Genomic DNA, 14200 nt, shown 5'->3' with positions numbered 1-14200 from the left:
ACGGTAAGATAAAATACGTAGAGAAAGGGTGAGACGACTTCATCATGAACCGCATTCAATCTTATTTTAAAAGTTTAGACACAACACTTTTGACAATCGTCTTTTTCTTGATGATCATCAGTTTAGGTGCCATCTATACGGCCCAACCGATGTTGCCGACGCGATTGCAACATATTAATTTCGCATTTGACCAAGGAATCCGCTACATCATTGGGTTCTTCGCCATGTTCGCCATCATGACCATCGAATATGAACAGTTGCGAAAAATACACTGGTATTTGTATGGCTTCGGGTTATTGCTACTAGCCGGTTTGATTCCGCTCCGCGATACGACTCTCGTTCCGAACATCAACGGGGCGTACGGCTGGTATAACGTACCGGGCTTCAGTTTCCAGCCAGCCGAATTCATGAAGTTGTTCTTACTTATTTCCATGGCGACGATCGTCTATGACCATAATAAACGCTACGGTTCGTCCCAACAGGACACATGGCTATTAATGAAATTGGTGCTTCTCGCCATTCCGCCTCTCGCGCTGATTGTGACGCAACCAGACTTAGGCACAGGGCTCGTGTTGATTACGATGCTCGGAGCGATTATCATCGTGTCTGGTATCGGGTGGAAGTGGTTGCTCGGATTGTTCAGCGCCGCTGCCTTAACGATCGGTGGCTTCATGTATTTGTTCTTCTCGCATTTCGAGTTGTTACAAAGTTTCGTGCCAGGCCACGCCTTGAATCGATTCCAAGCTTGGATTTACCCGTATGAGTATTCCGATGACCTGGCGTTCCAGTTAATCAAATCGCTTCAAGCGATTGGATCTGGCCAAATGTTCGGGGCCGGCTATGGACAAGGGCTCGTCTATCTTCCTGAGTCGCAAACCGACTTCATCTTCGCCGTCATCGCCGAGCATTATGGCTTTATCGGGGCAGCGATCGTGATTATCGTTTTCTTCTTGTTCTTGTACCGAATGATTCATATCGCCCTCGAAGCGAGCAGTCCGTTCGGAAGCTACATCGTCACGGCCGTCATCGCCATGTTCACGTTCCAAATTTTCCAAAACATCGGGATGACGATCGGCGTCCTCCCGATCACCGGTCTGACGTTACCGTTCATCAGTTATGGTGGGACCGGGATCATCATGAACATGATCGCCATCGGGCTCGTCATGAACGTCGCCTCTAAATCAAAAACGTATATGTTCGACGACGACTAAACAATAGTCCCGCACTCATCCGAGTGCGGGACTATTGTTGTTACAGGATGAATTGGAAATCAGCCGGGTCAGGGGCTTGGATGAACAGCTTCTCGCCGGTCAATGGATGATTAAACGCCGCCGAAGCGCTATGGAGCGCATGACGGTCGAGAACAGTCTTGCCACCGTACATCGTATCCCCGAGCAACGGATGGCCGATATGGCGCAGATGGACCCGGATTTGATGCGTCCGACCGGTCTCAAGGGCAATCGATAGTGCCGTATATGCGCCATGCGCCTCCGCTTCGAGAATATGTGTGACAGCATGCTGTCCGTCCGCTGTCACGATTCGCTCCATAATCGAATCGGGGGCGCGGCCGATTGGGGCATCGATCGTCTGTGGTTCAAGCTGCCCTTCGACTAACGCGAGATACGTCCGCGACAAGCCGCCAGTCTGTTGCAACTCGCTAAAGCGATGATGCACGTATGCATATTTTGCGAACAGGACGACCCCGCTTGTGTCACGGTCGAGCCGGTTGATGACGTGAATCGCCGACTGCAATCCAATCTGTTCATAATAGCCGAGCACGGCGTTGGCGAGTGTATCATCCGGATGGAGCCGGGACGGGATTGTCGCAATGCCTGCCGGTTTGTCGATCGCGAGCAAATAGTCATCCTCAAATAGGATCGTGAGCGGCCGCTTGGAACGGACCATCGTCTCTGCGGGCTGTTCGACCGGGAAGTGGACGGTCACTGCCTCCTCTGCTCGGATGTCATAGCGGACGGTGCGAGGCTTGCCATCGACGAGGATGAGGCCACCTTGTTTGATTTGGGTCAACATCTTTCGTGAGATGCCACAGTCTGTCATTAAAAAGTCGCGCAACGGGACGGTTGTCTCCGCGACGCGACGCAATGTAAATCCGTACATCGGTTACTTCCCTTCTTCAATGAACGATTCGCGGACCCGTCGCCAAAATGGGAACGGCCGGAACCGGGCAAACGTCACTTTTTCTTTCGCGACCGCACAGCGGATGGAGCGCACGTTCGACCACGACAACGCTTCTTGATGATCGAACGCGAGTTCAAACTCGGTTTTCGTGTGCGGAGCAATCTTCACTTGATGATGTTTCGGCAATAAGAGCGGTGACCCAATCGTGCGGTACACCAAGTTGTTAATCGACGCCATCTCCGTCACTTGAATTGCCTCGATGGACGGATGGACGATGGCCCCGCCGAGCGCTTTGTTATAGGCCGTCGACCCGGACGGCGTCGAGATGCACAACCCGTCGCCCCGGAACGTCTCGAAGTAATCATCGCGAATCGACAAGTCACAGACGAGTGTGCGCTTATAGTTTTTAATCGTACATTCGTTCATGGCGAGCTGTCGATCGGTCGTCCCATCCTCGTAATCGATGAGTACCTCGACGAGCGGGTATGACACCGGTTCGAACGACTCGCTTGTAATCATCTCCGTCAACTCATCGAGTTCATCCGGTTGCCAGTCGGCGTAAAATCCGAGATGGCCTGTGTGGATGCCGACGAGCAACGTCTGATCGAGCCGGTCGATATACTCGTGGAACGCCTGCAGCATCGTCCCGTCGCCTCCGACTGAGACGACGATGCGTGGCTCTTTCGAAACCGAATGCCCCGCTTCGGTCAATTTATTCGTCAACTCTTGCGCGATGTCAGCCGACCGCGCGTCTCCCCGTGCTACAATCGCAAACTGCATGCCGTGGCCCCCTAGTCTTGGTCCGTCTGGACGTTCATTTCTTTATCCCGGAACACTTGCTGTGCATCTTGAATCTCGACGCGAAGCTGGCTCATCTCGGCATCCAGCAAGAACGCCGCCTCGGCCGCTCGCCGCAGACGCTCTTGAACTTCGAGCGGCATATCCCCGTCGTATTTATAGTTAAGCGAATGCTCGATTGTTGCCCAGAAGTTCATCGCGAGCGTCCGTACTTGGACCTCGACGAGTGTCGGGAACTCGCCATGAATCGTTTGCACCGGGTACTCGAGAATCAAATGGTACGAGCGATAGCCCGATTCCTTTTGGTTCGTGATATAGTTGCGTTCCTCGACGATTTTAAAGTCGGTCCGATGATGGAGCAGTTCGAGGACGTGGACGATATCGTCCACGAATTGGCACATGATGCGGAGTCCGGCGATATCTTGCATCTCCGTCGACAATTTGTCATAAGGAATTTGCTTTCGCTTCGCCTTCTCGAGGATGCTGCCGACCGGCTTCACTCTTCCGGTGACAAACTCGATGGGAGAATGGTCATTTTGAGATTTATATTGCTTTCGAATCGCCTTGAATTTCACTTTCAGTTCATCGACCGCGATTTGATACGGCACTAAATATTGATCCCAATCCATGGATTGCATATGCTGTCACCACTTTCGTTCGTATCGGAAAGCCCTGCTTTTTCCGTATGTATCCGATTGTATGGTATCATAAACCAACAATTGTTCATAGAATGGAGCGATGATTTATGACCCAAGAAGTGGAAATTGAATTTAAATCGATGTTGACAAAAGACGAGTACGAAATGTTGCTCGCCGCCTACGATTTGACAGACGAAGTGAAATGGCAAGCCAACGACTACTTTGACACGCCGACGTTCGAACTGAAGAACCATGGTGCCGCCCTTCGCATCCGTGAGAAAAAGAACGGCCAAGTGCTGACACTGAAGCAGCCGCATGAAGTCGGCTTGCTCGAGACGCACGCCGCCATCAACGAAGAGGAAGCCGAGAACTTGTTCAAATACGGCATCATCCACGATGATCAAATGACGGCCGCGCTCGCTCCATTCAACTTGTCTGGACCGCTCGAACACCTCGGCCGTCTCGAGACGAAACGGGCCGAAATCGCGACACCGGACGGCCTAATCGTCCTTGATGAAAGTCATTATTTGGAAATTCACGACTACGAAATAGAATTTGAAGTGACCGACGAGGCGAGAGGGAAAATCGCTTTCGAACAGCTCCTTCGCGAGCATGGCATTCCCCTTCGTCCCGCTAAAAATAAAATCGTTCGATTCATGGAAGAAAAGGTGCGTCGAAATCAAGGTTGAGCAGATACGTTGCCAACCTTTTTTTTTCGTTGCTACAATGAGCATACGATATATTTGATTTTTGTTTACGAGAGGAGGCGACACAATGGAACTAGAACAATGTAATGAGTCATCCTGTTCACTGGAAGAATCTCCTATCCAAGCAACCTATAAACCATTAGAGTTATTCTATTTCATGGACATTTCTGATCCAGATGGACTTCATGTGATGACGCTCATTAAAAAGCTCGAACTTGAATACGGGCATTTGATTCGTTTCCGTATGGTTTCGACGGTTCCTAGTTGTGTTGGCGGATGTCAAGAAGAGGTTCGCCTTCTCACGATGATTAAGGCTATGGAGTTACAAGGGAAACGTCATGCGATGCGCTTCTTACGCCATCTGCATATAAACGATATCTTTTTGAAGGATGGCTCTAGCGACAGCGATTTGTGGGAAATTGCCCGCTCGTTCGTCGATTACGGGCTCGACATCGAGGAGTTGGCGGCCGATATCCAATCCAATCAACTGCTCAGCGCTCTAGCTGTTGACCATGAGATCTTAAAAGATTGGGAAATTGAGTCACTTCCTGCTTTGACGTTCGTCACGCGTGACGAAGCACTCAAAATCGAAGGATTGTACCCGTACGACGTCTACCAGGCCGTCATGGCCGAACTGCTCGGTTACGTCCCAACCCGGGAGTCCGAGTGGAACGTCGAGAAAGTATTGGGGCGCTACGATGCCTCGACCATCACCGAGCTCGCCTTCATCTTGGAGCTCGAGAAGCCGGTCATCGAGAGAGAACTGAAAAAACTGTCACTCCAGCAACGGTGCCGACCTGTCCCAGGTTGCAGCGGACAAGCTTGGGCGACGAATAAATGACACAACAAAACCCACGGCCGGGGAGCCGTGGGTTTTTTGCGATGTTCTCCGCGGGGACGGAAAACATCACGACCCGAGTATCTATACAGATCACAGGTTGGGAGAAAGTTTACGGTCAATAAAGGGGTTTGTGATTGATTTCACACTTATAATATACCGAGACAGGCGCGCCGTGACAAGCACTTTGTTCATATTGTCACATAATGTTCACGCATCCACTCATTGGAACAATAGCGTCTCCATCTCGTCGAGGACGGCCTCGAACTGATCGAGTGCTGCGAGCACCGGCGCTTTCGTCGTCATATCGACGCCGGCCGCCTTCAATACTTCAATCGGATAGTCGCTCGAACCGGCCTTCAAGAACTTGTCGATGTAACGACGGACAGCTGGTTCGCCTTCTTCCATGATCTGTTGCGACAACGCGGCCGATGCTGAGATCCCTGTCGCGTACTGATAGACGTAGTAATTGTAATAGAAGTGCGGGATACGGGCCCATTCAAACGCAATCTCACCATCGATAACGAGTTCGTCTCCGAAGTATCGCTTGTTGAGCTCGAGATACGTCTCATTCAAATACTCAGGTGTGAGCGAGACGCCTTCTTGGGCCGCTTTATGAATCATGTGCTCGAACTCGGCGAACATCGTCTGACGGAACAGTGTGCCCCGGAACGTTTCGAGCTGATTGTTCAACAGATAGAGCCGCTCCTGGCGGTCCGTGCGCGTCTTCAACAAATAATCGTTCAAGAGCGCCTCGTTCGTCGTCGAAGCCACTTCGGCCACGAAAATCGAGTAGTCCCCGTACGGATACGGCTGCGTCGCCCGCGTATAATGGCTATGGACCGAATGGCCGAACTCATGGGCGAGCGTGAACAAGTTGTTGACGTTGTCCTGCCAGTTCATCAAGATGAACGGTTGCGTGTCGTACGCGCCTGATGAATAGGCGCCACTACGCTTGCCACGTGTCTCACGAACGTCGACCCAACGTGAAGCAAGTCCGTCTTTGACGATTTGGACGTACTCGTCTCCGAGCGGCGCGAGCCCCTCGACCATCAAGTCTTTCGCTTCGTCATAAGGAATTTTCATGTCCACGTCTTTGACGAGCGGCGTATACAAGTCGTACATATGCAACTCGTCCACACCAAGTGCCCGTTTCCGGAGCGCGACATAACGGTGCAACAAGTCGAGACGTTCGTTCACCGCCTCCACGAGCCCGTCGTATACGGATTCTGGGATGGCATTATGATGAAGCGCCGCTTGGCGGGCGCTCTCGAACTTGCGGACCGTCGCATAGAAGTTGTCTTTTTTCACGCTACCTGACAACGTCGAGGCGAACGTGTTCAAATATTGCTCGTACGTCCCGTACATCGCCTTGAATGCGCCTTCGCGGACGCTGCGGTCACTTGATTCGAGGAACGTGATATAGCGGCCATGCGTCAATTCGACGTCTTCGCCTTTCTCGTTCTTCACTTTCGGGAACTTCAAGTCGGCGTTGTTGAGCATGCCGAACGTCGAGCTCGACTGCCCGAGGACGTCACCGGCTTGGGCGAGAATCGCCTCTTCCGCTTCCGTCAACACGTGCGGACGTTCTTGTGCCAACTCGTCGAACGCGTGGCGATAGACGTTGAGTGACTCGTGCTCACTCATGAACGCCTCGATTTGGCTTTCGTCGATGGCGAGCAGCTCTGGCGTCATGAACGCGAGCTGAGCCGAGATTTGGGCAGCGAGCGAACCGGCACGGTCGTTCAGTGCCTGATAATGGCTGTTCGACGTATCCTCGTCGTAGCGCATATGGGCGTATGTATACAGTTTATGCAATTGACGCGAAATGTCGTCGCGCAGTTGCAGACCTGCGAATAAAGAAGCCGCTGATTCTCCGAGTTTCCCTTTGAACTCGACCAAGGCCGGTACGCTTGCTTTTAGCGCCTCAAAATCTTGTTCCCAAGCTTGATCGTCTGCATAAATCGTCTCTAAGTTCCACGTCTCCTCGACGGGTACTTGTTGTCGTGTAAGTACTTCTGACATATGTCCACTTCCTTTTCTTAGTTTGTATACGATTTCGCCATGAATCGCTGAAACCCTTGAAAGTATCGAAAATCGTGAAGCAACGCCGTGTCTAACGTCTTAGGCACGTGCCAATCGCGCACCGCCTCCGTCACGTCGAATACGTTCAACAGCTGTCTCCATTGTACTTCAAACGCTTGCAGAAAGTCGCTTGTCGGGGTCACGTCGAACTGGCGGCACGTCTTCTCGATGCTCCAATTGACGGAGTCTCCGGGGCAATCCCGTCGATTCAAGTAGAGCACCGTCTGGAACATGAACGGATGGACATGGACCCCCCACAGTGACGGCAACGGCAAATAACAGTAGCTCGGTAACAACGAGGGCAACATCCCGAGCGGATACAGTCGGTTCAAGATGAGGCGGCGATACTGTGGCGTCGGATAAGGTGGCGTCATCCGCCTCCGCCGAATGACTTGGGTCCAACGATGGGCATCGAAGCCATAATATGCCGCGAACGGCGAGACATCGAACGAGGTCGCGACCTGCCATTGCCCGACGCCCGCTCGGATGGAGACCGGAAAGCCGACGAAGCGGTATAACGCCTGTCCGGTCGGGACGACCAGGCTATGTCGTCGGGCCAGTTCGGCCCGCATCCACGGTTTGAACGTTGTCACACCCCCGGGCTGCAGCCCGCTCGCCAGCCAGACGACGTCAAGTCCATTGTCGCGATAATGTTTCGTCCGGTCGACGTAAGACTCGATTGAGAGCGTGGACGCCTGGATTTCGACGACGAGCCGTGTATCGTCGCGTACTGCCACCAAATCGGCACGACGTGCGCCGATGACGACTTCTTGCTCGACTTCATACCCTTGCCCTTGAAGCCATTGCCGCACTCCCCATTTGTCTTCATGGTGTCCGGTCGACTCGCCGCATCCGCAAGGATTGACGTGGGCGAAATGGAGACGCCGTTTCACACCTTGCCTGACGATGACCCGTTCCCCGCATTCTGGGCACGAAAAAGGGGCAAACGGTTCAATCCGCCCCCGACTGAGCGTAAGGGCATCCACATACCCTCCAGTTCGACCGATGGCAAATCGCATCCCGCTTCCCCCTCATAATAGTGGTGAAAACATTCGGGCCAATGATTCGACGAGTTTGATGAAGTAGGATCGTTCCGAGAACGCCCGAATCTCCAACTCGTGTGACCCTTCAAAGTCTTTATACAAATCTTGTTTGAGCTGATGGACGGAGTTCGTGTTATACAAGAGCGCGTTCACCTCGAAATTGAGGTGGAAACTTCTGAAGTCCATATTCGCCGTTCCGATTGTCGCCAACCCATCGTCGACGACGATGACTTTCGAATGCATGAACCCTTCCTCATACAAGTAAATCTTGACCCCGGCGCTGAGTAGTTCCTCAAAATATGAGCGACTCGCATAAAAGACAATTTTATGGTCCGGATAGCTCGGAAGCACGATACGGACATCGATACCTGATAACGAAGCGGTCTTGAGCGCGCTCATGATGTCCTCGTCTGGAATCAAGTACGGGGACGAGATGTATACCGACTTCTTGGCCGCATTGATCAGCGCGAAATAAATCGATTTCATCGTCTCGTACGGCTCATCCGGTCCGCTCGCCACAATCTGTACGCCGCCACTCGCACTTCGCACCGTCTCGAGCGGCTCTAGATAGAACGGCGTGAATAGACGCTCACCCGTCATGTAGTACCAGTCCTGCAAGAAGATGAGCTGGAGTTCCGACACCCCTTCCCCTCTGACGTATAGATGCGTGTCACGCCAAAAACCGAACTTCGAATGCTCGCCCAAATATTCATCTCCGACATTCAACCCGCCTGTGAACGCCTCTGTTCCATCGATGACGACGATTTTCCGATGGTTCCGATAGTTCGTCTTACTCGAAACGAGCGGCAGGACGACCGGGAAGAACGCTTTGACATGGACACCTGCTTGGCGCATCTCGTCAAAGAACGTCCCGCTCGTATGAATCGAGCCGACCGCGTCATATAGAAAGCGCACCTCGACCCCTGCCTTCGCCTTCTGAATCAAAATCCGTTGAATTTCCCGAGAAATACGATCTTCCCGGAAAATATAATATTCGAGATGGATGTGGCGGGTCGCCCCTTTCAAAGCGGGCAACAACTTCGAGAACTTCTGTTGTCCATTCGTCAGCACTTGCGTATACGTGTTCGACGAAACGGGTAATTGATTCAGAGACGACGTCAAATGGAGCAACTTCTCATAATCGTCATGAGAGAACATGAGCGACGGCGACAACGTCATCGCCTTCTGTCGATAAGCGAGGTACGTCTCTTCGTCCAACATGGCCTTCTCTTTGAACATGCGCTTCCGGCGATAGTTCTGTCCGAACACAAAATATGCGAACAGCCCGACGACCGGGAAGCCGAGCATGACGATGGCCCAAATGAGCGTCCGCTGCGGATTTCGATTCTCGAGCAGGATGACGAGCAGGATGCTGAACGTCGTCAAAAAGACGAGCACCGAGAACAACCCGATCACTTGCGAGCTCCAGTAATACGATAATACGGCAATGAGACCTGCGAGCAAAATCAGGGATAAAAGTACTTGTATGCGTCGCAACATATTATAAACTGACCTCGTTTCTGTCTTGTATTATCATAATTATACAACTTAACACCATCTTTTGAGGGGAGCGAACAAAATATGGGCACATTTTTGGTTACAGGAGCGACGAGCGGGATTGGACGGGCCGTCGCCCTTCGTTTGGCTGAGGACGGACATGACGTCATCGGCATCGGCCGCGACGAGACACGAGGTGCCGCACTCGAAGACGCCTCACCACGCATCACTTTCCTTACATGTGATTTAGCCGAATCCGAGCAAGTTGAAGCATTGATGGACCGCTTGAGCGAGGACAAGGTCGTCCTCAACGGATTATTCAACAACGCCGCGACGTTCGGTCGTCCCGGGACACCGGAGCGGTTGCCAGCGACCGCGTTTGACGACGTATTCGAACTGAACGTGTTGGCTGTGAACCGGCTTATCCAACGCGCCATCCCGCTGTTGGCGACGGGAGGGAGCGTCGTCAATAACGCTGCAATCGTCGGCCACGTCAAATTTCCGCCGATGCTCGGTCCATACGCCGCCTCGAAAGCGGCCGTCATCGCCTTGACGAAGACGTTCGCCCATCGGATGAAAGGCAAAATACGTTTCAATGCGGTCTGTTTCGGTCCGGTCGATACGCCACTCAGTCATAAACTGTATGGCGGTGAGGCCGAATTCCAAGAGGCGATGACCCATCATTTCCGGGGACATGCCGCCAAACCGGAGGAAGTCGCACCGGTCGTCACATTCCTATTGAGCGAAGCGTCAAGCTATATTAACGGTCAAGCCATCACGGTGGACGGTGGATATACACTCTCATAAGTACCAAAAGGGAGGGGTCTCGAGTGACCCCTCCCTTTTACGTCTGTACTTTTCGGGCACGCATCATCTGATTCGTCAGAAACGCGCGTTCTCTCGGATGCAACTCTTCAAAATCGAGCGACTCCTCGAAATAGTCGATGAACCCCTCGAACGTCTCTTCGTGTGAGGCATGTGCTTCCAGTCGGGCGATTCGGATCGCCTCGAACACGGATGCCATCACAAAGATGTCATGGCTCGCATACGTCTTGATTGGGGTGAGCGCCTCGAACAACGTCGCCTCCATCGGTTTACGTTTGGCGTGCCAGTTGCTCTTGTCATTGGAAAATAAGAAATCCCCTTCAGGTAATCGGCTCAGTTCTCGCAAAATGTCGCCGATGTAATGAATGGCGTGAATCGCAGTATTCGGATCGTTAATCCCGGGCGAGATGCCTTTCAACGCGATTTCACTCAATTTCTCGATGACGAAGGCCGGGTCTTGAATCGAGGAGCGAATCTCCCCAATTTGGAACACGTCGACATCGAGCGCTTCTTCTCCGAGCCAATAGCCGAGCAAGTCTCCTTTCGCCACGAAATCCCCGACGGCCACGACCGACTCGAAATCGACATCATGGCTTTCTTGTTTCTCGCTTGCGAACAATTGGATATAGCCGGTGCGCGGCGCATAGATGGCCTGGCCCTCGAACGTGTGGACCGAACGTTCGGGAACGATGTGCATCTTTCCGTCCTCCACCGCTTGCTGTTGCGTCTCGATGACGGACAACGCCTCGCGATGCAGGGCTGACAAGAGACGTTCGGCTTGAATTGAGACGCTTATCGTTTGTATGAACTTGACGAACGCCCAGATGGAACTGACGACGAGCAACACGCTGACGCCCGAGGCGAGTACGACATCCTCATCCGACGTCCGAATTAAAAATAAGTTCGTGATCCCGTACACCGTCGTCATGATGAACAAGCCGAGCGTATGTTTCGATGCCGAGTTCGTCAAAAAGTTATTGATTGTTCGTGGTGAGAACTGTGACGAGTACGTCGTCAAGACGACGAGAATCGTTGAGAAACTAAACGTCATCATCGTCATCAGACTCGTAAAGGACGAGGACAGCACGGTTGCTGCCGAATCCTTATCTAAATAGACGATTTCGGGCAACAGTTCCCGAAAGAAGTTTCCGAAGTATTGGGTCAGGAACGTCAAGGCAATCCCCCCGACCCCATATAAAAACGGGACAAACCAGGCACTATCGGCCAACATCAACTGCAAACGCTTGAACATCACGACACCTCGTTTATGTATTAGTTAGAAAAAAATCGCCTGTCCATATGAACAGGCGATTGGGGTTTAGAAATAGTGACGGACTTTAGCGAAGACATCCCCATCGAGGATAAGCTTACCGTATTCTTCGAGCATCGCTAACGTCTGCGTGCTGAACGTCAAATACTCGGCCAAGAGACTCAATACGTTCTCTTCTTCCTCTGGTTCCATCTCTTCCGGGAAATCGATCCACAAGTAATACTTCTGATCGTAGTGGAACAGTTTGAGGTCGACGTTGCTTAACGTCTCTCCCGCCCGTTTGCTGAGCGAGATGATCGCCTCAAAGTCATCCGTTTCCATAGCGAGCGGAGCCCACGCCTCCTGCTCGGTTTCTTCATCGAGTTCACTCAACTGGTCGAGCACCGATTGTTGATCGCGTGCCTCATCAATTGCCGAGCGTAGGAGTGATCCGAGCTCAGAATCGTCTTCGGCGCCAATCACGTTTTTCGCGATCGTCACGGTCACTTCGAGTCCTTTTTCAAAAGCTTGTACTTGTATCCATAGTGGACCATCAAACGAGATATCTTCTCGTTCGTGCGCTTCGTCCATCATCTGCCAGAACAGCTGCTCACCACGTTCTCGGTTATACCAGATTTCATCACGAGCGAAACCGCGTTTTTCGATATCGACATACGTAATGAAAAATTTGACGGTATTGTCATTGATGCGCTCAATTTTCACGATTGTCCACTCCCTTCTCACCTCACTCCTACTTCAACAATTAAGGAGGAGAGGGGAAATTGTCTTGTTATCATAGTACCCTTTTTTTAACGTGTCAATCTATTGATGATGGGGTTGTTACTATTATTTTATCGGAAAAACGGAATAATAAAAAGCACACTGCTTAGACAGTATGCTTCCTCACTCGTTGACGAGTCGTTGCGCTTCTTGAAGTTGGAACGTCCGGACCTTGCGCGGCAAGAATCGACGAATCTCATCTTCGTTATACCCGACTTGAAGACGTTTTTCATCAATCAAGATTGGACGGCGAAGCAATCCAGGATACTCTTGAATCAAATCGTATAGTTGTTGAAGCGAGAGCGCATCGACCGATACGTCGATTTTAGAGAAAACTTTAGACCGGGTCGAGATGATTTCATCCGTCCCGTCCTCTGTCATACGTAGGATTTGTTTGATCTCATTAAGTGAGAGTGGTTCTGAAAATATATTTCGTTCCGTAAATGGGATATCATGCTCTTCAAGCCAAGCCCGTGCTTTTCGGCACGATGTGCAGCTCGGAGACGTGTAAAGTGTGACCATTTTCGTTCCTCCCTGATCAAATGTTCGTTCATCTTTTTCAAGTGACTCTATTTGTATACCCAAAAAATCGTTCACTTAATTATAATAATTCTTATCAATTGAAACTTCAATGATAACTTTTCTCACTCGGGTAAGAAAAGAGGACGCATTCTCGAGAATGCGACCCTTGATCGACCGTTCTAGGACGCCGGCATTCGAGAAACCGGTTGTGATACCGTCTCTTTGCCTGGCTTCACTTGCAAGTCTTTCAATTTCTTCTTGAGGACTTCTTTCAGAAGTTTCTTTTTCTGTTCCAATACTTTGTTACGTTCTTTCATGGTCTCTCACCCCCAACGCTAAAAGGACCGGACCGACCGTTACTGAATCTGAAAATCTTGAACTTGCACTAATCTACAATTAAATTATAGCACATTCTTATGAAAATGGTTGAACAATTTCCAAGTTTTTCATCATTTCACACGTTCCAGATTTGCTTTTCCTATTTGATTCCCGTATAGTTAATAGAAATAACCTTTGAAATCACCAAGGAGGAGAGCGATGATGAGAATTACGTTAGAGACGATTATGCAGCACCCGGTCACCCAAAAATACTTGACCCGTTCTGGCTTGAAACACGCCGTCGATGTGTGTGAACGCGCTCTCGAATTGGCGACGCGACGAGGCCTCGATACGGATTTGGCGACGAAAGCCGCCCTGCTCCATGACATCGGTCATTATGAATGGTACACCGAAGGGAAATGGAATTATGATTTGTATCGTCAAAACGATATCCATGCCATTAAAGGCGCCGAACGCGCCCACAAGCTGTTGATTCGCCTTGGCGAAGATCCAGCCCGCGCGAAAGAAATCTCGGTCATGATTTTACTTCACACCGACTCCTACTTGCCGCCCAACCGGATTCAACGGACGCCGCTCCAACAACTCGTGCATGATGCGGACACGTACGTCGAACAACCTGGCGGACTTCACCATTATGAGACGATGGACATCGAAGACGCCCTGGCCCGCGTCCGCTTGATCGATGCAGTCGTCGACCGGCTTTCGAATTTGCCACGTATCTCAAACGCCTGACACCGTCA

The 14200-nt window shown here is 51.3% G+C and carries 15 protein-coding genes; 5 read left to right on the top strand and 10 right to left on the bottom strand.

The window, feature by feature from the left end; all coding sequences use genetic code 11:
- Positions 1-44 precede the first annotated feature (44 nt).
- Positions 45-1211, top strand: coding sequence for an FtsW/RodA/SpoVE family cell cycle protein (locus KNP71_RS00820; RefSeq protein WP_021066962.1), 1167 nt, complete (start codon positions 45-47; stop codon positions 1209-1211).
- A gap of 40 nt (positions 1212-1251) precedes the next feature.
- Here KNP71_RS00820 and KNP71_RS00815 read toward each other — a convergent pair whose 3' ends face one another.
- The 3 genes from KNP71_RS00815 to yjbM are packed head-to-tail and all read right to left on the bottom strand — an operon-like array spanning position 1252 to position 3575.
- Positions 1252-2118, bottom strand: a complete 867-nt coding sequence (locus tag KNP71_RS00815; protein WP_131471120.1) for an RluA family pseudouridine synthase — start codon at positions 2116-2118, stop codon at positions 1252-1254.
- 3 nt (positions 2119-2121) lie between these two features.
- Positions 2122-2919, bottom strand: coding sequence for an NAD kinase (locus tag KNP71_RS00810; RefSeq protein ID WP_021066960.1), 798 nt, complete (start codon positions 2917-2919; stop codon positions 2122-2124).
- 11 nt (positions 2920-2930) lie between these two features.
- Positions 2931-3575 (bottom strand): GTP diphosphokinase, encoded by a 645-nt coding sequence (gene yjbM / locus KNP71_RS00805; protein WP_021066959.1) that lies wholly within the window; start codon positions 3573-3575, stop codon positions 2931-2933.
- A gap of 107 nt (positions 3576-3682) precedes the next feature.
- Here yjbM and KNP71_RS00800 point away from each other — a divergent pair, with 107 nt between their 5' ends.
- Positions 3683-4264, top strand: a complete 582-nt coding sequence (locus KNP71_RS00800; protein ID WP_207391684.1) for a CYTH domain-containing protein — start codon at positions 3683-3685, stop codon at positions 4262-4264.
- 322 nt (positions 4265-4586) lie between these two features.
- Positions 4587-5123: a DsbA family protein gene (locus KNP71_RS00795; RefSeq protein WP_236355671.1), complete on the top strand. Its 537-nt coding sequence runs from the start codon at positions 4587-4589 to the stop codon at positions 5121-5123.
- A 219-nt stretch (positions 5124-5342) separates the two neighbouring features.
- Here KNP71_RS00795 and pepF read toward each other — a convergent pair whose 3' ends face one another.
- Genes pepF through cls form a run of 3 tightly spaced genes read right to left on the bottom strand, consistent with a single transcriptional unit; the run spans position 5343 to position 9748 of the window.
- Positions 5343-7145 (bottom strand): oligoendopeptidase F, encoded by a 1803-nt coding sequence (pepF, locus tag KNP71_RS00790; protein WP_214803142.1) that lies wholly within the window; start codon positions 7143-7145, stop codon positions 5343-5345.
- 17 nt (positions 7146-7162) lie between these two features.
- Entirely contained in the window at positions 7163-8224 is a 1062-nt protein-coding gene (locus tag KNP71_RS00785; RefSeq protein ID WP_214713876.1) for a competence protein CoiA, read from the bottom strand.
- Positions 8225-8236: 12 nt separating this feature from the next.
- Complete coding sequence (gene cls / locus KNP71_RS00780) at positions 8237-9748, bottom strand: cardiolipin synthase (RefSeq protein WP_029595781.1); 1512 nt, start codon at positions 9746-9748, stop codon at positions 8237-8239.
- Between the two features lie 81 nt (positions 9749-9829).
- On the opposite strand from cls, the gene KNP71_RS00775 reads away from it, so the two are divergent.
- The gene (locus KNP71_RS00775; RefSeq protein WP_214713878.1) at positions 9830-10552 is read left to right on the top strand and encodes an SDR family NAD(P)-dependent oxidoreductase; all 723 of its coding nucleotides are present in this window, start codon (positions 9830-9832) and stop codon (positions 10550-10552) included.
- Between the two features lie 37 nt (positions 10553-10589).
- Here KNP71_RS00775 and KNP71_RS00770 read toward each other — a convergent pair whose 3' ends face one another.
- From KNP71_RS00770 to KNP71_RS00755, 4 genes are all read right to left on the bottom strand, one after another.
- The gene (locus tag KNP71_RS00770) at positions 10590-11822 is read right to left on the bottom strand and encodes a DUF2254 domain-containing protein (RefSeq protein ID WP_131471114.1); all 1233 of its coding nucleotides are present in this window, start codon (positions 11820-11822) and stop codon (positions 10590-10592) included.
- Between the two features lie 66 nt (positions 11823-11888).
- Positions 11889-12542 carry an adaptor protein MecA gene (mecA, locus tag KNP71_RS00765; protein ID WP_021066951.1) on the bottom strand — a complete coding sequence of 218 codons (654 nt, stop codon included), beginning with the start codon at positions 12540-12542 and terminating at the stop codon, positions 11889-11891.
- 180 nt (positions 12543-12722) lie between these two features.
- Positions 12723-13121 (bottom strand): transcriptional regulator SpxA, encoded by a 399-nt coding sequence (gene spxA, locus KNP71_RS00760; RefSeq protein WP_015881217.1) that lies wholly within the window; start codon positions 13119-13121, stop codon positions 12723-12725.
- 179 nt (positions 13122-13300) lie between these two features.
- Positions 13301-13438 (bottom strand): hypothetical protein, encoded by a 138-nt coding sequence (locus KNP71_RS00755; protein ID WP_198922699.1) that lies wholly within the window; start codon positions 13436-13438, stop codon positions 13301-13303.
- A 220-nt stretch (positions 13439-13658) separates the two neighbouring features.
- Between KNP71_RS00755 and KNP71_RS00750 the strand changes: the two genes are divergently transcribed.
- Positions 13659-14192: an HD domain-containing protein gene (locus KNP71_RS00750; RefSeq protein ID WP_021066949.1), complete on the top strand. Its 534-nt coding sequence runs from the start codon at positions 13659-13661 to the stop codon at positions 14190-14192.
- Positions 14193-14200: the final 8 nt, after the last annotated feature.

The organism is Exiguobacterium sp. s56 (assembly GCF_018618255.1).
Lineage (GTDB): Bacteria > Bacillota > Bacilli > Exiguobacteriales > Exiguobacteriaceae > Exiguobacterium > Exiguobacterium chiriqhucha.
This window is presented reverse-complemented; position numbering and strand designations above follow the sequence as displayed.